We start from the raw sequence: 19,658 nt of genomic DNA on the forward strand, positions 1-19,658 counted from the left end.
GGGTGTTGCGTTCTGGTCAAGTCCGCGCGGCTGTATGGACACGCATAACAAGTCGGGGTATCTTCACACGATCGAGTTTTTCTCGCGCGCCCGCGAGAGGCTCACCCTGGGGAGGGGCCGTGCGACTTGCGTCAGCAGATCGCCGCAGCATCGTGAAGTGGCTGTGGGCTGCGTTCGGCGTGCTCGCGTGGGTGGTTCTCGCCTCGATCTTCGGCGCCTCACAGGCATCGGCGGAGGAACCTTCGGATGCTGCCGCCTCGGCGCCCGCAACGACGAGCGCCGACGACACCCGCGGCGCAACGCCCGCCAACACGCCCGCCGTCAAGCCGAACAACGCAACGCCGAACAACGCCAAGCCGAACGCGCAGCCAGCGCCGAGCGCGAAGCCCGCAGCCGCGAAGCCCGCCGCCGCAACGTCGTCCAGCAAGCCGGACAACGCGACCACCAAGCCGAGCAAGACCACCAGCACTCCGAGCAGCTCCGCCACGCCGAACACACCGCAGCACGCGGGAAAGCCCGGCGAGAACGCCTCCTCGGCAAGCCCGGCCAAGCCCGACACCGCGGCCAAGCCCGACACCGAGGCCAAGCCCAGCACCCCGGCCAAGCCCAGCACCCCGGCCACGCCCGTTGCGCCCAAGCCGACGCCTCAGCCCGACACCCCGAAGACCACCCCGGACTGGGCAGGCGTCCCCGGGGCGTCGGCGCCGGCATCCGACGCATCGGCAGCCGAGAAGCCCAAGCCCACCAATCCCCCGGGCCACGCGAACAAGCCCGATGCATCCACGCCGCACACGCCAGGCAACACCGACCACCCCGGCAACGGCAACGGCAACGGCAACGCGTACGGCCATGACCGCATCGACGACGAAAACAGCGCGTCCGCGAGCGCCGAGGCGCGCACGTCCGTAGCATCCGCCTCGCACGGCATCCGCTTCGCACCCACTGCGCACCCGCTTGCGCGTGCCACGCACACCAGCCCTGCCGAAGTCGTACCCGAATCAGCCGCAGCCGCCCACCTCGCACCGGCCCACGCCCCGCAACCGCTCGACGTGCCGGGCATCGACGCCGCTCCGGCGACATCCGGCGCCGGAGCCTCTGGTGCCACTCCGCTTCAGGTCACCGGCGATGCCGCCGCTGGCCACTCCGCGCTCACGCGCATCCTGCTCGGCGTCCGCGCGCACGCGGATGACCGCGCCCCGTCCGGGCCCGCGGGCTCGACGGACTGCTCCCCCGACTGATCTCCGGTCCGGTCGACTCACCTCGACACGCGGGCGCGCTCACCGCGCCACCGACCCGACCTGATCAGGAGCACTCCCATGCGCATCTTCGCGCCTCTCGCCCACCCGGGCATTCACGCACCCTCCGCGTAACGACTTCCGTCGACGCCCGTCCCATCCAGCGCAGATGGTGACCGCCGTCGACGATCCAGAAGTCGATGCGGCGGGGTGATTCTCCCCGGTCTCACCTCGTCGTGTCGACCTCGCAGACACCGTTCACGGACCCCCTCTCCGTACGGTTGCTGCGCGGCGGTCGGCCCCACACCACCGCCAGGCGGGTGCCTCGACTCCCTTCACGAGGCACCCGTCACCCCGACCGCGGTCCGGAACCCCTACTTCCGGATCGTGGGCGCGGCCGGCGCGTCACCGCCGGTCGCAGAGTCCACCACCGCCCCACATGTTCAATGGCGAATCTTCGACGGTGGTGGACTCCCCCTCAGCGATCCGGTAACGTCTCGCGCAATGAGCTGAGTCGAAGGGCGATGAGGCATGAGCGTCGAGGCTTCCAGGCGCCGCGTTCCCGCGGTGATCCTCTGGGGTGGCCTCGTCGTGCTCGCCTGGGCCGCGTTAACCGTGCTGGTCGGCGGCGGCGATGCACACGCCGACGATGACGATTCCACCCCACTGTCGGGCCTGTCGTCACTGGTCACCGGTGCGGTCACCGAGGTCGTCGATCCGGTCGTTGAGAAGGCCGCCGAGGCGGTCGTCGCGGTCACCGAACCCGTGGTCGAGTCGGCGCAGCAGGTGGTCACGAAGACGGCGAAGACCGTTGCGTCAGTGCCGGTGGTCGGTTCCACCGCGTCGGATGCCCTCGGCACGGTCGGTCAGACCGTCTCATCGACCACGGATGCCGTCGCTGACGTCGTATCCGATGCGCCGGTGTCGTCGGTCGTGCGCCCCGTCACCGACACGGTGCGCGAGGTGCCGGTGGTCGGCGAGGTGCTCGACGACCTGGGCGCCACGGATCTGCTCGACGACTCCGCCGGCGCCGTTGACGGTGTGGTCGACAACCTCGCCCCAGTCGTGGACGGCACCCTGCCGCCCGTGGTCGATGCGCTCGACCCGCAGCATCCCACCGGCCCCACGCCCGACGTCGGCGAGCCCGCGCTCCCCACCGGTCCGGATGCCGTCCTTCCGCACGACACGACGGCGGATGCCACCGCAAACGCCACGCCCGCCATCACCCTCCCGACGACCGACACGCACCGCACGCCGTGGTCCGGTGGCCCGAACCCACGAGCGTCCTCCGGCGACGCCACGATTACCACCGCGGTCGGCATCGAGCATCCGAGGCAGACTTCCGCTCCACCACCGGGCCTTGTCCCGGCGAGCGCGGCAGCAGGACCGGGTGGTTCTGTCGGTGGCGGGCACGCCGCGGTGCACCTTTCGGCGTCGCATCTGCATGACTCCGGGGTCTCGGCCGGCCCACCGGCCGACTCCGCTCTTCCGCCGTCTCCGATCGGCGACACCGACGTCTCTCCTGACTGACGAGGGGCAGGCCGATGCCCGCATCGGCACGCTCGGGCGCACATCCGTGCCACCCTCACCTCGTACAGATCAGGAGAAACACTCATGCGCACTTTCGCTAAGCACGCCCTGTGGGGCGCGCTCATCGCCGGCGGCATCACGCTGCTCGGCGCATCCGCCGCCGGCGCGGCCGAGACCAACGGTGATGACAGCCTTCTCGGCGGCACCCAGATCCTGGCGCCGGTGACGGCACCGCTGCAGGTCGTCGGCAACGCCGTCTCGGTGCTCGGCACCAGCGTCGTCGAGACCGTCGTCCCCGTGACGTCGGAATCGGATGCCACCGACCCGGCGCCCGCACAGGAATCCGCCCCGGCCGAGTCCGCACCCGCTGAATCCGCCCCTGCTGACCCCACGCCGTCCGCTCAGACCAGCGGTGCGGCGGGAGTAGGTTCGGGCAGCCAAGCCGTGGTCGACGTCGACGTACCGGTGACGGTGGTCGACAACGCGGTGAGCGTGCTCGGCACGTCAACCGTGACGACCGATCCGGCGCCGCAGCCGGCACCGGCGGAGATGCCGTCGGAGCCGGCATCCGCCGTGCAGACCTCGGGGCTGGGCGGTGTGCTCTCGGGCACGCAGGCACTCGTGTCGGTGAGCGCACCGATCACCGTGTCGGGCAATGCGATCTCGGTGCTCGGCCACAGCAGCGTCACGCAGTCGCACGACTCGGCTGACATGGCGACGCCTTCCGAAACCACCGGGGATCCGGTCGCACCGGGCCTCGGAGCGGTCACGGATGGCACCGACAGCATCCTCGGCGGCACGCAGATCATCGCTCCGATCACGGCCCCGGTGACGGTGGTCGGCAATGCGATCTCGGTACTCGGCCACAGCAGCATCACCGGTGTGAGTGCGGGTCAGCCGAGCGGTACGGCACCGATCGGGGCGGTCACATCCGGACTCGGGTCGTTGCTCGGCGGTACCCAGGTGCTGTTGCCCATCACAGCGCCGATCACGATCGGCGGCAACGCCATCTCGGTGCTGGGCGAGAGCACGGTAACGGTGCCGGGAACGTCGACCGATCCGGGAACCGACCCCGGCACCGACCCCGGAACAGACCCGGGCACCGACCCCAATACGGACCCGGGAACTGACCCCGGCACCGACCCAGGAACTGACCCCGGCACCGAGCCGGGCGCCGTCGCATCCCCCGGCACGTCCCTGCCGACGGTGCTGGGCACCACGACCGGCGGCGAGACGCTGGCGGCGACGGGCGGTTCGGCCGTCGCCCCGGCCCTGGTGCTGCTGGCCCTGTCGCTGCTGCTGATGGGTAGCACCCTGATGCGCCGCGCACAGCGCGCCTGATCGCCCCTGTCGTGCGGGTTCGGGCGTTCCCCACCCGAACCCGCACGATGTGGCACCCCCAGAGATCAGACGCAGAAAGGGCGAGGTTCCGAAGAACCCCGCCCTTTCGAACAGCTGTCGCTTACTTAGCGGCGATCACCTGAAGGGTGATCACGGCGGTGACGTCGTCGTGCAGACGGACGGTCGCCTCGTGCTCACCGATGACTTTGATCGGCGCCGGGATGTGAACCTTGCGCTTGTCGATCGAGCCAAGGCCCTCAGCGGCAACGGCGTCGGCCACGTCGGCCGGCTTGACCGAACCGAACAGACGGCCCTCGCCACCGGCCTTGACGGCCAGGCGCACCTTGCCGGCCTCGAGCTTCGCCTTGAGGTGGTTCGCCTCGTCGAGGTCGTGGATCGCACGGGCCTTGCGGGCCGCCTGGATCGACTCGACCTGCTTGGCGCCGCCACGGGTCCACGCCACGGCGTAGCCCTGCGGGATGAGGTAGTTACGGGCGTACCCGTTCTTGACCTCGATGACGTCTCCGGCGCTTCCGAGCCCGGCGACCTCGTTCGTGAGAATCAGCTTTGCCATTGTCGGTACCCCTTAGCGGCCAGCGCCGGCGTAAGGCAGGAGCGCCATCTCGCGTGCGTTCTTGATCGCCTTGGCGATCAGACGCTGCTCCTGCACCGAGACACCGGTGATACGACGGGCGCGGATCTTGCCACGCTCCGAGATGAACTTGCGAAGCGTTGCGACGTCCTTGTAGTCAATGACGCCCACGCGGATCGACTTCGCGGGAGCGGTGGGCTTGCCACCCTTCCGCGGCTTGCGGCGGTCGCCGCTCGACTTTCCAGCCATGAGTTTTCCTTAAGAGATGAGAATCGGATGCCGCCCTGTGGGCCGACTATCCAGAAGTTAGAACGGGGTGTCGTCGCCGAAGCTGCCCGGAGTGCTCCACGCGTCAGCGCTCGACGAACCGGGCGTCGACCACGGCTCCTCCGAGACCTGCTGCTGCGGCTGCTGCGGACGCGACTGTCCACCGCCCGATGATGCGGCCCGCGTGACCTGTGCCGTCGCGTATCGCAGCGACGGACCGATCTCGTCAACCTCCAGCTCGATGGCCGTGCGGTTGTTGCCGTCGCGATCCTGGTAGGAACGCTGACGCAGGCGGCCCTGCGCGACAACACGCATGCCCTTCGTCAGCGAGCCCGCCACGTGCTCGGCGAAGTCGCGCCAGACCGACGCGCGGAGGAACAGCGCTTCGCCGTCCTTCCACTCGTTGGCCTGACGATCGAACGTACGCGGCGTCGAGGCGATGGTGAAGTTCGCCACCGGCAGGCCGTTCTGCGTGTAACGCAGTTCGGGGTCTGCGGTGAGGTTGCCCACCACGGTGATGACGGTTTCGCCGGCCATGAGACTTAAGCCTTCGCGACCTTGGGCTTACGGGCTGCCTTCTCGGCGGCGCGCTTGGCCTCGGCGGCGACCATGGCCTGTGCCTCTTCGGCACGCAGGACCTTGGTGCGGAACACGAGCTCGCTCAGCTTCAGCTGGCGGTCGAGCTCCTGGGTGGCCTCGCTCGTGGCGGTGAAGTTGACGACGGCGTAGATGCCCTCGTTCTTCTTGTTGATCTCGTAGGCGAAACGGCGCTTGCCCCAGACGTCGACCTTGTCAATCGAGCCACCATCGTTGGTGATGACCTTCAGGAACTTGTCGAGGTTGGGGGCAACCTGGCGCTCGTCCAGCTCAGGGGTCAGAATGACCATGAGCTCGTACTGGTGCGTCACTTACCCACCTCCTTCGGACTAGAACGGCTCCCGGGACTTTCCCGGCAGCAGGAGGGTGTGTTGCACGTCGCCCGCCCGCGCATCCCGAATGGATGCCACAAGGCAGACAACCACAACAGTCTACCGGATACGCGGCGATGCTGCCGTCCGCCGCCGGATCGGCTCCACCAGCGGGCTCGGCGCCAGCGTGACGTCATCCATGACGGCATCCGCCCCTCCCGCGCGGCGACGCCGCACCCGCGCCAGCGCGGCAAGCAACGGAGTGACGGCGATCGACGCGACCCACCCCGAGAACGTCGTGTCCTCTGCGCCGAGCACCTGGCGGCGGTGCCAGGCGGCGTGCAGAGCGCCGCCGCGCTCGGCGGGCACGACCCGGGCGGGTAAGTCTCCGCGACGGCGCTGCGCGACCAGCATCCGCACCTGCGCCCACCACCCCGAGTCGCGAGGATCGTGGAAGTAGTTCGTCGCAGCCCAGGCAGGATCCGGATGCCGGAAGCGGCGCGCCACGACGTCATCGGCGCCACCCAGCAGGCCGCTGCCGGTGAAGACGTGGTTGAGCATCGCCGGTTGCACGCCGAACTCATCGAGCGCGATCACCGGCACGCCGGCCGCCATCGCCTCGATCGCCGCGGTCGAGCTGACCGTGACCAGCCCCTCGGCGGTGTCGAGTGCCTCACGCATCGGCGCGAACGAGAAGATGAGGTTCTCGGGGGCGTTGTCGAGCAGGTCGGTGTAGCCGTCGCGCTCCTGGTGCGCCTCGACCTCACCGGGGCGGGAGCGCAGCTTGACCACGACCCGCCTGGTCGGGTCGGCGACCGCCGCCAGGCGCAGGATCTCAGCGATGCGACGACGATCCTCGCGCTGGGCGGGCACCAGCGCCTGTGCGGCGAAGACCAGATCGGTGCCGCCGCTGCGGGCATGCCTGCGCCCCGCGAACGGCAGCGTCGCCAGCGCGATCGGCACGTTCACGCCGAGCGCACGACCCAGTCGTTCGAACGCGTCAACCTCACGGTGCGAGTGCACGACCATCAGATCGCAGTGCCGGCGGTACTCCAACGCACCGCGCAACGCCGGGATCGACATGCCCGGCAGGCCCGACACGACGACCGGGCGTCGACGCAGTCGGTCGATCTCGCGACCCATCAGCCGCACGAACGGCGCCCGCCCGGCGAGCACCACCACGTCCGGTGCGTCCTTCGCGAGCCACGAGGTCACCTCGGAGAAGCGGATGCGGGTCACCGACCGCGGATGCCGCGCGAACCGGGTGCCCGCCAGCGCGGCGTCGCGCTGCGCGTCGCTGACGACCAAGGGTGTCTGCACCAGCAGAAGATGCTGGCTGATGTCATCGACCTGGTCGACGAGGTGGGCGGCCCACTTCACGAACGAGTCGGCGTCGCCGATCGCCACGACCCGCAGACGGGGCGGCGTGCTGCCGGGAAAGCTCATGCGCTGACGCGTCGCAGCTTGGCCATCGGGGCGAGCTCGCCCTGATAGACCCGCTTGACGCCGTCACCGAGTGCCTGCTCGATCACCCGAATGTCGCGCACCAGGCGTGTCAGTCCGCCCGGTTCGAGCGACGCGGCGTGGTCGGATCCCCACATCGCACGGTCGAGGGTGATGTGCCGCTCGACGGCGACCGCACCGAGCGCCACCGCGGCCAGCGAGATCTGCAGACCACGCTCGTGGCCCGAGTACCCGATCGGCACTCCGGCATAGCGGTCGCGCAGCGTCGGGATCATCTTGAGGTTCGCTTCGCCCGGCTCCATCGGGTACGTCGACGTGGCGTGCAGCAGGATGGTGCGGTCGGTCCCGAGGGTCTCCAGAGCGCGGTCGATCTGCTCGATGGTCGACATGCCGGTGGAGAGGATCACCGGCTTGCCGGTCGCACGCAGCGCCTGCAGCAGCTCGGTGTCGGTGAGGCTCGCGGACGCAACCTTGTGCGCGACGACATTGAGGTCTTCGAGAAAGCCAACGCTGGGCACATCCCAGGGCGACGCGAACCAGTGCAATCCCGACATCGTCGCGTAGTCGCCGATCTCAATGTACTGATCGCGGTCGAACTCCACCCGACGGCGGTAGTCGAGGTAGCTCATCGTGCCCCACGGCGTCTCACGCGGCACGTCGCGCATGTGCTCGGGCGTCGCGATCTCGGGGGTGCGCTTCTGGAACTTCACCGCGTCGGCACCGGCCTCGCGCGCGACATCGATCAGCCGCTTGGCGATTTCGACGTCGCCGTTGTGATTCAGTCCGATCTCGGCGATGACGTACGTGGGGTGTCCCCCACCGATCACGCGGCCCTCGATGCTCACGGTCATGACAACTCCATTCCCCCCGAGGCTGGGTGCTCCAGCCGGTTCATCCCGGTCTACGCAGGCGAGGTGAACCCGAGGCGGCGGCAGGGTGACGTTCGGCAGAAGCGTGGCGGTCGGACAGGTCGTCAGCGCGGCAGCATCCGCTCGATCACCTCGCGCACGGCACCGCGTCCGCCGCCGCGACTGAGCACGACGCGCGCCACCGCCTTCACGGCAGGGTGCGCGTCGGCGACCGCGATCGGCCAGCCGACGAGGCCCAGCGGGCCGAGGTCGTTGACGTCGTTGCCGACATAGGCGATATCGGCCAGGGCGATGCCGTTCTCGTCCGCCCACGCGGCGAGCGCCGACGCCTTGTCGTCGACGCCGTGCAGCACCGGCACCTGCAACTTCTCGGCGCGGCGTGCGACCACCGGATTCTGCTCGGTGGACAGGATGAGCATCGGGATGCCCGCGCGCCGTAGCCGCGAGACCCCCATGCCGTCCTCCCGGCTGACGCGCACGGTCTCGCGGCCCTCGCTGTCGACGAAGGCGGTGTCGTCGGTATGCACGCCGTCGAAGTCGGTCACGAGAGCGGATGCCGGAATGCGGGCAGATGCGGCGATGCCGGCAGGTGCTGGGTTTGTGGCATCCGCCCGGTATCCGGCATCCGCCCGCTCGGAATTCTGCGCAGTTTCGGAACCATCCGCCGGGATCGTTCCGAGATTGTGCAGATCTCCGATGTTGTGCGGCGCGAGTGCATCGCCCGCCGCCCGCGCGAGCGCGTCGGCAAGGGCGAGCTGCTGCTCGTCGTCGATCTCGATCGCCGTCGACGCGGGCACCTCGACGATGCCGATGCGTCCGAAGAAGCGGTGCCCAGCAGCGCGGAACCCCTCGGCGTCGAACGCGTAGAACGCCCCCGTCTCGAGGTAGTGCGGCTCGCGATCCTGTCGCCGCGGCCGGTGCGCGGCGACGTGGTTGATCGCGACCGCGTTCCCGTCGCCGTCGCGGCGCCAGAGGAACCCGTAGGTCTCGTGAGCCGAGAACACGCTGTCGAAGCGCCCGGCGGCGATGTGCGCGGCGGCCTCGGCGATCCCAGCGCTGGGAAGGAACGGCGAAGTCGCCTGCACGAACACGACCGTGGCGACGCGGATGCCGTCCGCCTCGAGCACGTCGAGGGCATGCAGCAGGGCGCTCTCCGATGATGCGGTGTCACCCGACAACTCGGCAGGGCGGGCGATCGTGCGCGCGCCGGCGGCGTGGGCGACCGCGGCGATCCGTTCATCGTCGGTGCTGACCACGACCAGATCGATACCGTCGGCGGTGGCGGCCGCACGCACGGCGCGCTCGACCAGGGGCACCCCGCCGACACGGCGCAGGTTCTTGCCCGGAACCCCCTTCGATCCGCCCCGCGCCGGGATGATCGCCACTGTGATGCCCGTCGTCGTCCCCGTCATCGTCCGCTCGCTGCCTTCCATACGCGCCCGGCGCGGCGCTTCGCGCCCACGACCGTCAGCCTCAGTTCTTCGATCCGGCCCACTCCCCCGCGCGGCAGCAGACGTTGCAGCCGCGTGCGTTCTGGCGCCCCCGGCAGGTCAAGGGTGCGCAGTCGCGCGGCGGGCACGTAACGTTCGCGCTCGCTCGGCGGCAGAGCGGCGAGCGTCCGCACAGCCCGCGGCCGCAGGTGTGCGACGATCTCGGGCTGCATGGCGTATCCGACCGCGTCGACGAGCTGTTGCAGGCGACCGTCCCACTCGGGTCGGTTCATCGCGTCGACGATGGTCGCGGGCATCCGATTGCTGTTCTCGTAGGGGGTGAGGCCGGCAAGTACCTCGGCGGTCCCGACAGCGTGCACGGCCGTGCCGGCGATCGCCCGGATTGTGGGCAACGCCGTCGAGAACCCGGCGATGACGTCGGTGGCCCCCAGCCGCAGGGCGACGAACTCGGCCGGCTGGTCTCCGGTGTACGCATCGAACCGCAGGCCGCGGGCCGTGGCTCGGGCGGCGAGGTCGCCCACCAGCGATGGTGGCGCGGAGGGGTGCGGTTTGACGACGACCCGCTCGGCTCCGGCATCCGCGGCGCGGTCGATCATCCGTGCCTGCATCTCGGCTTCCTCGGCCGGGGTGACGAGCCCGAGCGCGGCCACGTACTGGCCGATGACCAGGGCCGTGCGTTCCGACCCCGCGGCGAGCGCGTCGAGCGCCGGGTCGGACCGCGCCTCCCCCACCTCGCGTAACACGGTTCCGAAGGCGGCGGCGGGTACGGGCACGCGTCCGGCCCCGGTCTCGACGAACACCAGCGGTGAGACGCCCGCGACCACGTCGGGGTACACGACGCGCGTCACGCGTTCGGTGATCTGCCGCGGCAGCAGGCTGCGGATCGGCGCATAGGTCATCAGTCCGTCACCGATGACGCCGAGGCGGGCATCGGCGAACAAGGCCATCAGCGTGCGGGCGGGCGCCACCTGCGGCGATTGCACGAACAGTTCGACCGGGGCGTCGCCGAGGTTCCATGCGCGGCGCAGCATCCGCTCGATCATCGGCAGGTCCTGCGGGTCGGGATCCCAGGTCGTCGGATGCCGCGGATCGACCAGCGGGTTCAACGGTTCGACCGTGTCGAATCGTGCGCGCAGGCGCGCGAACCGGGGCGCGGTGGCGAGGTCGATCGCCGTCTCGGGCACGTGCGCGGTGTTCATCGGCACCAGGATGCGCCGCTCGGCGTCGCCGAGCAGGCCCGCTTCGAGCGCGGCGACGGCGGCCATCAGACCGTAGGGGCTGTGCAGGGCGAAGATCTGGATGCTGCTCATCGGGCCCCTCGCAGTGTGCGGGCGAGCACCCGTCGGCGCGGCCCGTCGAACCGGGCGATCGCGGCATCGGTCTGGTCTCGGGGCAGGCGGGCGAGCAGGTCGCCGATGCCGCGGCGCATCTCGCGGCGCACGGTGGCGGGCATCCGCCGTGACCGCACGAGGTGGTGCGCGCTGAGCGCGAGCACCGTGGTGACGGCTTTGGGCAGCATCCGCTCGGCCTCGCGATCCGACGTGACGATGTCGAGTACCTCGCCCATGGCGCGGGTGAAATGCAGCTGGCGTGCATCGGGGGCCTGAGACAGCGACTCGGGCAGGCCGCGCCGGTAGAGCAAGTGCGGGGCGTCGACGACGGCGAACCGTTGCGCGTGCAGGTGCAGCCGCCAGATCCAGGGGCGGTCCTCAGCCGTGAACAGGCCGTCGCTGAAATCGGCGAGGCCCTCGTCGATTACGCGTCGATGCAGCAGCCCCGCCCACGCGTAGGGGTAGTCGACCATGCTGCGGTCCTCGACCGGCAGCACCGCCGCGCGGGGGTCGGTGACGACGCCGCGATGGGTGATCGGCGCCCGCACCAGGCGGCGGTCGGCGCCGGTGACGGTGACGTGATCGGTGCGCACGAAGTCGCAGCCGAGGCCGTGCAGTGCGCTGGCGAGCACGGGCAGGCGGCCGGGCTGCATCCAGTCGTCGCCGTCGATGAAGCAGAAGGCGTCGCCTTCGACGTGCGCCAGCCCCTGGTTGCGGGCGGTGGCAAGGCCCCGAGGCACCTCGTTGCGAAGGACCTCGGCGTGCGCGAAGCGCTCGGCGTACTGCCGCATGATCTCGCCCGTGCGGTCGCGGGAGCCGTCGTCGATCGCGACGAGCTTGAGTGCCCGGTCGTCGTCGAACTGCCGGGTGAGCGTCTCGAGTGTCGTGCCGATCATCGCGCCGGCGTCCTTGGCCGGCACGATCACGGTCATCGACGCGCCACGCACCGCCCCATCGTGCGACGCCGTCGTTACGCGTGTGCATCCGGCGGGTGAACGGGTGGTTGAGGGGTGAGCGGCGTGCACGCCACCCGCATCTCGAGTTAGGTTAGCCTTTGCTAATTTCTCAGGTGCTGCCGTTCGCCTCGCACTACCTCGACAGGCAGCACCGATCCCGACTGAAAGGTCTCGTTGTGAAGCGATACGCCCTGCCCGCAGTCCTGTCCGTCAGCATCCTCGCACTGAGCGGGTGCGGTTCCAGCCCCGCCTCGTCGGATGCGTCCGACGAGGCCGCCGACGAGATCGTGCTGACGCATCCGACCGAGGCGGGCCTGTCGATCACGTTCGACGCGCAGCCCGAGACGCTGGTCATGGACTGCTATGCCTACAGTTCGCTGCACGAGTACGGCGTCGAGCCGGTGGCGCTGTTCGGCTACGACTGCGACAACCCGTTCGTCATGGGTGACATCGACATCAGCGACATCGAGCGCGTCGGGCAGGACGGCGAGATCGATGTCGAGAAGCTCGCCGCGCTGCGCCCCGATGCGATCCTGGGCCACGGCGGTGCCGACGGCTGGTCGTGGTTCGATGACGACGTCAACGCTCAGCTGACGCGGGTCGCGCCGTTCGTTCCGGTGCAGTACACCGACTCGGTGGATGCCGGGATCGCCGCCGTCCGCGACCTCGCCGCGTTCTTCGGCGCCGACGTCGAAGCCGATCACATCGTCGCCGCGGACGCCGACTATGAAGAGGCCAAGAAGACGTTCAGCGCCGCGGTCGCCGACAACGACCTCGGCATCATGTTCACCAGCCCCGGAAAGGAGATGCTCTACACGGCCGTGGGCTTCGCCCCGTCGGATCTGCTCGCCGAGCTGGGTGCCACGGTGATCGGACCCGACAAGCCCGAGAGCGGCAACCCGTGGGGGCAGGTCGCCTGGGAAGAGGCATCGACCCACCCCGCCGACATCATCCTCGTCGAGGGGTACTCGGACGACTTCGCGTTCACGGCCGAGCTGTGGCAGAGCCTGCCGGCGGTGTCGGCCGGCCAGCTGGGGCCCTGGGGTTCGAAGGGCGCGATGACCAGCAGTGCGTATGCCGCGTGGCTGAACGCCATGGCCGAGCTGGTCACGGCGTCCGAGGACGTCGCCTGACACGTCGGTGAGAACCACGGATGCCACGGCGCAGCCACCTGTGACCACCGCGCCGACGCTGCGCGGCGTGGGGCTCATCCCCCTCGCGGCCCTGTGCCTCGCTGCTCTCGCCTTGAGCATGCTGGTCGGGTCGCGAGGGGTGTCCCCCGCCGAGATCACCCAGTTCCTGTTCGCTCCCGACCCAGCCGACCCGCTGTCGCACGTGGTCTGGCAGTCGCGTGTTCCGCGCACGCTGCTGGTGCTGCTGGCCGGCGCTGCTCTGGGCGTCGCCGGTGCGGTGATGCAGGCGGTCACCCGCAACCCGCTCGCCGACCCCGGCATTCTCGGCGTCAACGCCGGAGCCTCGCTCGCCGTCGTGTTCGGGCTCGCGTTTCTCGGCCTCACCGACGTCGCCGACTACATGTGGTGGTCGTTTGCCGGGGCCCTGATCACCTCGGTGCTCGTCTTCGCCATCGGCAACAGCGGCCCGGTGCGGTCAAGCCCCGTGCGCATGACTCTCGCCGGGGTCGCCCTCGGCGCCGTGCTGTCGGGGTTCGCCTCGGCCGTGCTGCTGTCGAACTCCGATGTACTCCGGCGCATGCGCGGGTGGTCGGCCGGCACCACGGCGTCGCAGTCCCTCGACGCCGTGCTGTCCATCGCCCCGTTCATCGTCATCGGGCTGGTCATCGCGCTGCTGAGCAGCCGCTCTCTCGACGTGCTCGCCCTCGGCGAGGCATCGGCGATCGCCATGGGCGCCAAGCCCCAGCGCATCCGCCTGATCTCACTCGTCTCGATCGCGCTCCTCGCCGGCGGTGCCACGGCCGTCGCGGGCCCCATCGGATTCATCGGGCTGATGGCTCCGCATCTCGCTCGGATGCTCGTGGGTCCGCATCAGGGGTGGATCATGGCCTACTCGATCGTGCTGGCGCCCACGGTGCTCGGCTTCGCCGACGTGCTCGGGCGGGTGCTTGTCGCCGGTGAGGTTCCCGTCGGTGTGGTCACCGCCTTCATCGGCGCCCCGGTGCTGATCGCCATGGTGCGCCGCGCACGAGTCCCGGAGGTCTGAACGATGACACAGCTCGATTTCGGTCGCACGGTCTATCGGGTCGGAAAGCCCGAGCGCCCCGTGCTGATGCTCGACGCCCGCTCGGTGGTCGTCTGCTCGGTGCTCTGGGTTGCCACGTTCGCCCTCGCCTGTTTCGCAATGGCCACCGGTTCGGCGCAGATCACCCTCGGCGAGGTACTGCAGGTGATCGCGGGGGCGGGCGATGACTACACGAACATGGTCGTCGCCGAGTGGCGCGCCCCGCGCATTCTGCTGGCGATCCTGTTGGGCGCCTGTCTCGCGATCAGTGGCGCGATCTTTCAGAACCTCACCGGCAACCCGCTCGGTTCGCCCGACGTGATCGGCTTTCAGACCGGCTCGTTCACGGGTGCGCTGATCGTGATGCTGGTGCTGCGCGGCGGCTCGGTCGAGACGATGATCGCCGCGCTGATCGGAGGCATGGCGACCGCGCTGGTGGTGTTCTCGCTCTCGATCACGCGCGGCGCTGTGCGCGGCGTGCGCCTGATCATCGTCGGCATCGGCGTCAGCGCGATGCTGGCCTCGTTCAACGTCTGGCTCATGCTGACCGCCACCGTCGAGGACGCCCTGATGGCGGGCCTGTGGGGTGCGGGCAGCCTGGCGGGCGTCACGTGGTGGCACGTCGCGCTGGCCGGTGCGGCCGCCGCTGTGTTCCTCGTGGCGGCCGGTCTGCTCTCACGCCCGATGCGGCTGATGCGCATCGGCGCGCCGTTCGCCACGGCGCTGGGCCAGCGGGTGCGCTCGGTTCAGGTCGCGGCGGTCATCGTGGGTGTCGCGCTCACGGCGATCGCGACGGCGACGATCGGGCCGGTGTCGTTCATCGCCCTCGCCGCGCCGCAGATCGCGCGGCGGCTCGTGCCGAGCGACGGGCTCGCCCTCGCACCCACCGCCGCCGTGGGGGCGTTCCTGCTGTTGCTGGCCGACGTCGTGGCGCAGCGCATCCACCCCCATTCCCCGCTTCCCGTCGGCATCGTCACGGTGTGCATCGGCGGGCTCTACTTCTTGTGGTTGCTGATGAGAGAAGGCAAGACCCGATGACCCGACTGCTCGTAGAAGAGGCAACCCTCGGCTACGCCGACCGCACGATCTGCACAGACGTCTCGGTCGACATCCCCGACGGCCGGTTCACCGTGATCATCGGCCCGAACGCCTGCGGCAAGTCCACGCTGCTGAAGAGCCTGACCCGCCTGCTCACGCCCACCAGCGGGCGGGTGATGCTCGACGGCCATGCCCTGCACGCCCAGCCCACCAAGCAGATCGCGCGCACGGTGGGTCTGTTGCCGCAGGGTCCCGTGGCGCCCGATGGCATCCGCGTGGTCGATCTCGTGCAGCGCGGTCGGTATCCGCATCAGCGGCTGTTCTCGCCGTGGTCACCCGAGGACGAGCGGATTGTCGCCGACGCCATGGACGCCACCGGTGTGCGGCACCTGTCGGGCCGGATGGTCGACGAGCTCTCGGGTGGGCAGCGGCAGCGGGTGTGGATGGCCGTGGCCCTCGCCCAGAGCACGCCGATCCTGCTGCTCGACGAGCCGACCACCTATCTCGACCTCAGCCACCAGTTGGAGCTGCTCGAGCTGTGCCGCGACCTGAATCGGAGTCACGGTCACACGCTCGTGGCGGTGCTGCACGACCTCAATCAGGCGGCCCGCTACGCCGATCACATCATCGCGATGCACGACGGCAGCGTCGTCGCCACCGGAGCCCCCGATGAGGTGATCACCGAGAGCCTGCTCGCTGAGGTCTTCGGTCTGGATGCCCGGGTGCTCACCGACCCAGAATCTGGCAGCCCGCTCGTGGTGCCCCGGTGGCACCACTGAGCGGGACCCGCGGGGTGGTGAGGGCGATCCGACACTGTCGGATCGCCCTCACCGTCCGACGTGGAATCGTCGCGGGATAGCGCTCAGCGCGCGACCGCGGGCACGTCGGCCCACAGCGCCCGCTCGGCGGCCTCCGGTGCGGCCGGAATCCGCCCCGCGCCGTCGGGCTCGGGGATGGCTGCCAGCAGCGCCTGCGTGTACGGATGCTGCGGATCGCCCCACAGCTGATCGGTCGGGCCCGACTCGAGCACGCGCCCGGAGAACATCACGAACGTGCGGTCGGCGATACGGCGCACCACGGCGAGGTCGTGCGAGATGAACAGCATTCCCGCGCCGGCTTCCGAGACGAGGTCGCGCATGAGCGCCGCGACGCTGGTCTGCGTCGATGCGTCCAGTGCCGAGATCGGCTCGTCGGCGACGAGCAGCTGCGGACGCGCGGCGAGTGCCCGCGCGATGGCGATGCGCTGCTTCTGCCCGCCCGAGAACTGGTGCGGGAACTTCGTGGCGGATGCCGTCGGCAGGCCGACACGCTCCAGCCACTCCTCCACACGCGAGCCTTCGGCTCCGCGGGCCAATGCGGTGGCGACGCCGTCCTGGATCTGATCGCCCACGCGGCGGCGCGGGTTCAGCGACGTCGACGGGTCCTGGAAGACCATCTGGATGCCCGTCAGGCGCTTCGGACGACGGCGCATGCGCAGCGGGGTGATCTCCTCACCACGAAAGCGCGCGCTACCGCCGGCGAGGCGCTCGATGCCGACGGCCGCGCGGGCCAGGCTCGACTTGCCACTGCCGGACTCGCCGACCAGGGCGACCGTCTCACCGGCGTGCACCTGGATCGAGACGTCGTTGACGGCGACGACGGGCGGGTGGCCCGGGTAGCTCACGACGATGTTCTGCGCGTCGAGAACGACGGTGTCGGAGGTGGCCTTCGCGTCAGGCATCCTGATCGTCTCCTTCGATGCTCGATCCGGGCAAGGCGGCCAGCAGCTGTCGGGTGTACTCGTGCTGCGGCGACCGGAAGAGGGTCTCGCGGTCGGCGCGCTCGACCAGACGACCGTCCTTCATCACGGCCACCTCGTCGGCGATCGCACTCATCACGCCGAGATCGTGGGTGACCAGCAGCACCGCGATCTGCCGTTCGTCGGCGAGTTCGCGCAGCAGGGTGAGGATGCCCGCCTGCACGGTCACGTCGAGCGCGGTGGTCGGCTCGTCGGCCAGCAGCACGTCGGGGTCGCACGCGAGTGCGCAGGCGATCGCGATGCGCTGACGCTGCCCGCCCGAGAACTGGTGCGGGTAGCGCTTGAGCGCCGCCTCGGGGGCAGGCACCTGCACGCGTTCGAGCAGTTCAATCGCCCGGGCGCGAGCGGCGTCCTTCTTGAGCCCGAGGTGCACCTTCATGTGGTCGGTGAGCTGACGGCCCACCGGGATCTGCGGGTGCAGCGACGCGGACGGGTCCTGGAACACCATGGCGATGCGACGGCCGCGCACCGTGTTCAGGGCGCGCCGACGCATGCCGATCAGCTCGGTGTCGCCGAGACGGATCGAGCCGCCCGTGCGCGCGTGACGGGGCAGCAGACCGAGCACGGCCATCGCCGTGAGGGTCTTGCCCGAACCGGATTCGCCGGCCAGGCCGTGGATGCGTCCGGCTTCCAGCGTCAGCGTCAGGCCCTTGACCAGCGGCCGGCCGATGTCGACGGTGAGATCACGGATGTCGAGGATGCTCATGCGCTGCCTCCGCTCGATGCGGCCAGGTCGCTCTGCTTCTCGTGCGTGACCTCGGCGGTCGGGTCGAGCACGTCGCGCATCGCGTCGCCGATGAAGTTGAAGGCGAGCACCACGGTGAGGATCGCCAGACCCGGGAAGACACCGAGCCACCAGGCGTCGAAGTTCTGCATGGCCGCCGAGATCATCGATCCCCATTCGGCCATCGGCGGCTGCGCGCCGAGGCCCAGGAACGACAGTCCCGACAGCAGCAGGATCGCCGTGCCGATGTCGAGGGTGGCCAGCACCAGCAGGGGGCCGGCGGTGTTGGGCAGAATGTCGACGAGCAGGGTGCGCGCCGGCGAGTGGCCGAGCAGTCGCCCGGCGATGACGTAGTTCTGGCCGCGCAACGACAACACGATGCTGCGCATCACGCGGGAGTACTGCGGCCATGACACCACGACCGCGGCGATCACGGCGTTGAACAGCGACGGTCCGAGCGAGGCGGTAACGACCATCGCGAGGATCACGGTCGGGAACGCCATGAACAGGTCGGTGATGCGCATGAGGGTCTCATCGACCCAGCCGCCGAAGTACCCGGCCAAGGCGCCGATGGTGGCACCGATCACCAGGGCGGCGATCACCAGTGTCAGGGCGAGGGGGATGGTGACGGTCGCGCCGGTCATCAGACGCGAGAAGATGTCGCGGCCGTTGCCGTCGGTGCCCAGCAGCGTGTCGATGCCCGGCTCCTGCAGGCGCGGCAGCACCTGAGCGTTGGGCGGGTAGGGCACCCACCACTGGGCGGTGAAGGCGACGATCACCCAGGCGATGGCGATGACCGAGCCGATGACGCCGAGCGGCGTGCGCCAGGCCCGGGGCCAGCGCAGCTTCAGACGCCGCGGCATGCGGGGTTGTTCAAGGGTGCTCACGCGATCCTCACTCTCGGATCCAGCACTCCGTAGAGCAGGTCGACGATGAAGTTGATCAACAGGTAGATGATGCCGACGACCAGACCGACGCCCATGATGCCGGGCAGATCGAGGTTGGCCGCCGAGTTGTAGGCGTAGGTGCCCAGGCCCGGCCAGGCGAAGACGGACTCGACGAGGACGGTGCCCGACAGCAGCGCCCCGAAGGCGACACCGACGACGGTCAGCACCGGCAGTGCCGCGCCGCGCAGCACGTAGTCGACGATCACGCGCATCGCGGGCAGGCCCTTGGCGCGGGCGGCGCGCACGTAGTCGCTGGCCAGCACTTCGAGCACCGAGGTGCGGATGAAGCGGGTGAGCAGGCCGATGGTCACCAGCGAGAGCACCATCACCGGCAGCGCCAGGTGTGCCATCGCGTCGGCCCAGCCCACGGCGTCGCCGTTGAGCAGATAGTCGATGGTGTACAGCCCGGTCACGCGGGGCGGCGGGATGATCGACGGTGAGATGCGTCCCGAGCCCGGAGCGATGCCGAGGTTCAGGAAGAAGAAGTAGAAGCTGACCAGGGCCAGCCAGAACGTGGGGACGCTCAGCCCGATCAGGGTGACCACCCGCACGACCTGGTCGGTGACCAGGCCGCGCCGGTAGGCCGCCAGGGTTCCGAGCACCAGGCTGACGGCAAGGCTGAGGATGATCGCGCAGATCGCGATCTCGATGGTCGCCGGTACGGCCTTGGCCAGGTCGGCCGTGACCGGCTGCCCGGTGACCAGGGAGGTACCCAGGTCACCGCGCAGCAGGTTGCCCATGTAGATGAAGTACTGCACGAACAGAGGCTGGTCGAGACCGTGTGCCTTGATGAAGGCCTCACGCGTCTCGGGGTTCTGCGACGCCCCCTCACCCAGTGCCGCGGAGACAGGGTCTCCGGGCACCAGGTTGGTGAGGAGGAACGTCACGATCGTGACGCCGAGCAGCAGCAGCAGAGACGTGCCGCCCCGGCGCAGCAGGTACCCCGCGAGGGGAGATTTCTTACGCTGCGCCTGAGTCTGCACAGCCACTGTCGTCATCACAGGGGGTCCT

At 69.8% G+C, this 19,658-nt stretch carries 20 protein-coding genes; 7 read left to right on the plus strand and 13 right to left on the minus strand.

The window, feature by feature from the left end:
- Positions 1-119 precede the first annotated feature (119 nt).
- From ACLD0U_RS08700 to ACLD0U_RS08710, 3 genes are all read left to right on the plus strand, one after another.
- Positions 120-1,238: a hypothetical protein gene (locus ACLD0U_RS08700; protein WP_410340384.1), complete on the plus strand. Its 1,119-nt coding sequence runs from the start codon at positions 120-122 to the stop codon at positions 1,236-1,238.
- 528 nt (positions 1,239-1,766) lie between these two features.
- Positions 1,767-2,765, plus strand: coding sequence for a hypothetical protein (locus ACLD0U_RS08705; protein ID WP_410340385.1), 999 nt, complete (start codon positions 1,767-1,769; stop codon positions 2,763-2,765).
- 84 nt (positions 2,766-2,849) lie between these two features.
- Positions 2,850-4,106 (plus strand): hypothetical protein, encoded by a 1,257-nt coding sequence (locus ACLD0U_RS08710; protein WP_410340386.1) that lies wholly within the window; start codon positions 2,850-2,852, stop codon positions 4,104-4,106.
- A gap of 121 nt (positions 4,107-4,227) precedes the next feature.
- Here ACLD0U_RS08710 and rplI read toward each other — a convergent pair whose 3' ends face one another.
- From rplI to ACLD0U_RS08755, 9 genes are all read right to left on the minus strand, one after another.
- The gene (rplI, locus tag ACLD0U_RS08715) at positions 4,228-4,680 is read right to left on the minus strand and encodes a 50S ribosomal protein L9 (protein ID WP_179409614.1); all 453 of its coding nucleotides are present in this window, start codon (positions 4,678-4,680) and stop codon (positions 4,228-4,230) included.
- 12 nt (positions 4,681-4,692) lie between these two features.
- Positions 4,693-4,947 (minus strand): 30S ribosomal protein S18, encoded by a 255-nt coding sequence (rpsR, locus tag ACLD0U_RS08720; RefSeq protein ID WP_071641238.1) that lies wholly within the window; start codon positions 4,945-4,947, stop codon positions 4,693-4,695.
- A 57-nt stretch (positions 4,948-5,004) separates the two neighbouring features.
- The gene (locus ACLD0U_RS08725; RefSeq protein ID WP_179409613.1) at positions 5,005-5,502 is read right to left on the minus strand and encodes a single-stranded DNA-binding protein; all 498 of its coding nucleotides are present in this window, start codon (positions 5,500-5,502) and stop codon (positions 5,005-5,007) included.
- Positions 5,503-5,507: 5 nt separating this feature from the next.
- Complete coding sequence (gene rpsF, locus ACLD0U_RS08730; protein ID WP_179409612.1) at positions 5,508-5,873, minus strand: 30S ribosomal protein S6; 366 nt, start codon at positions 5,871-5,873, stop codon at positions 5,508-5,510.
- 120 nt (positions 5,874-5,993) lie between these two features.
- On the minus strand, positions 5,994-7,319 hold the full coding sequence (locus ACLD0U_RS08735) for a DUF6716 putative glycosyltransferase (RefSeq protein ID WP_410340387.1): 1,326 nt from the start codon (positions 7,317-7,319) through the stop codon (positions 5,994-5,996).
- Positions 7,316-8,188: an N-acetylneuraminate synthase family protein gene (locus ACLD0U_RS08740; RefSeq protein ID WP_206821422.1), complete on the minus strand. Its 873-nt coding sequence runs from the start codon at positions 8,186-8,188 to the stop codon at positions 7,316-7,318. The genes ACLD0U_RS08735 and ACLD0U_RS08740 overlap by 4 nt, the downstream gene beginning before the upstream one ends.
- A gap of 122 nt (positions 8,189-8,310) precedes the next feature.
- Positions 8,311-9,618, minus strand: coding sequence for a cytidylyltransferase domain-containing protein (locus tag ACLD0U_RS08745; RefSeq protein WP_410340388.1), 1,308 nt, complete (start codon positions 9,616-9,618; stop codon positions 8,311-8,313).
- Positions 9,615-10,967, minus strand: coding sequence for a polysialyltransferase family glycosyltransferase (locus tag ACLD0U_RS08750; RefSeq protein ID WP_410340389.1), 1,353 nt, complete (start codon positions 10,965-10,967; stop codon positions 9,615-9,617). The genes ACLD0U_RS08745 and ACLD0U_RS08750 overlap by 4 nt, the downstream gene beginning before the upstream one ends.
- Positions 10,964-11,935 (minus strand): glycosyltransferase family 2 protein, encoded by a 972-nt coding sequence (locus tag ACLD0U_RS08755; protein ID WP_410340390.1) that lies wholly within the window; start codon positions 11,933-11,935, stop codon positions 10,964-10,966. Before ACLD0U_RS08755 ends, ACLD0U_RS08750 begins: the two co-directional genes overlap by 4 nt.
- A gap of 185 nt (positions 11,936-12,120) precedes the next feature.
- Between ACLD0U_RS08755 and ACLD0U_RS08760 the strand changes: the two genes are divergently transcribed.
- Genes ACLD0U_RS08760 through ACLD0U_RS08775 form a run of 4 tightly spaced genes read left to right on the plus strand, consistent with a single transcriptional unit; the run spans position 12,121 to position 15,957 of the window.
- Positions 12,121-13,077: an ABC transporter substrate-binding protein gene (locus ACLD0U_RS08760; RefSeq protein WP_222446535.1), complete on the plus strand. Its 957-nt coding sequence runs from the start codon at positions 12,121-12,123 to the stop codon at positions 13,075-13,077.
- A 40-nt stretch (positions 13,078-13,117) separates the two neighbouring features.
- On the plus strand, positions 13,118-14,122 hold the full coding sequence (locus tag ACLD0U_RS08765; RefSeq protein ID WP_410340391.1) for a FecCD family ABC transporter permease: 1,005 nt from the start codon (positions 13,118-13,120) through the stop codon (positions 14,120-14,122).
- A 3-nt stretch (positions 14,123-14,125) separates the two neighbouring features.
- Complete coding sequence (locus ACLD0U_RS08770; RefSeq protein WP_206822551.1) at positions 14,126-15,178, plus strand: FecCD family ABC transporter permease; 1,053 nt, start codon at positions 14,126-14,128, stop codon at positions 15,176-15,178.
- Positions 15,175-15,957: an ABC transporter ATP-binding protein gene (locus ACLD0U_RS08775; RefSeq protein ID WP_206822552.1), complete on the plus strand. Its 783-nt coding sequence runs from the start codon at positions 15,175-15,177 to the stop codon at positions 15,955-15,957. The genes ACLD0U_RS08770 and ACLD0U_RS08775 overlap by 4 nt, the downstream gene beginning before the upstream one ends.
- Positions 15,958-16,040: 83 nt before the next feature.
- Here ACLD0U_RS08775 and ACLD0U_RS08780 read toward each other — a convergent pair whose 3' ends face one another.
- Genes ACLD0U_RS08780 through ACLD0U_RS08795 form a run of 4 tightly spaced genes read right to left on the minus strand, consistent with a single transcriptional unit; the run spans position 16,041 to position 19,645 of the window.
- The gene (locus ACLD0U_RS08780; RefSeq protein WP_410340392.1) at positions 16,041-16,898 is read right to left on the minus strand and encodes an ABC transporter ATP-binding protein; all 858 of its coding nucleotides are present in this window, start codon (positions 16,896-16,898) and stop codon (positions 16,041-16,043) included.
- Entirely contained in the window at positions 16,891-17,682 is a 792-nt protein-coding gene (locus tag ACLD0U_RS08785) for an ABC transporter ATP-binding protein (RefSeq protein WP_179409602.1), read from the minus strand. Before ACLD0U_RS08785 ends, ACLD0U_RS08780 begins: the two co-directional genes overlap by 8 nt.
- The gene (locus ACLD0U_RS08790) at positions 17,679-18,587 is read right to left on the minus strand and encodes an ABC transporter permease (protein ID WP_224818416.1); all 909 of its coding nucleotides are present in this window, start codon (positions 18,585-18,587) and stop codon (positions 17,679-17,681) included. The genes ACLD0U_RS08785 and ACLD0U_RS08790 overlap by 4 nt, the downstream gene beginning before the upstream one ends.
- Positions 18,584-19,645, minus strand: coding sequence for an ABC transporter permease (locus ACLD0U_RS08795; RefSeq protein ID WP_179409601.1), 1,062 nt, complete (start codon positions 19,643-19,645; stop codon positions 18,584-18,586). Before ACLD0U_RS08795 ends, ACLD0U_RS08790 begins: the two co-directional genes overlap by 4 nt.
- Positions 19,646-19,658 lie beyond the last annotated feature (13 nt).

Origin of the sequence: Microbacterium sp. 2216-1 (assembly GCF_046507855.1) — a bacterium.
GTDB classification, from domain to species: Bacteria; Actinomycetota; Actinomycetes; order Actinomycetales; family Microbacteriaceae; genus Microbacterium; species Microbacterium esteraromaticum_C.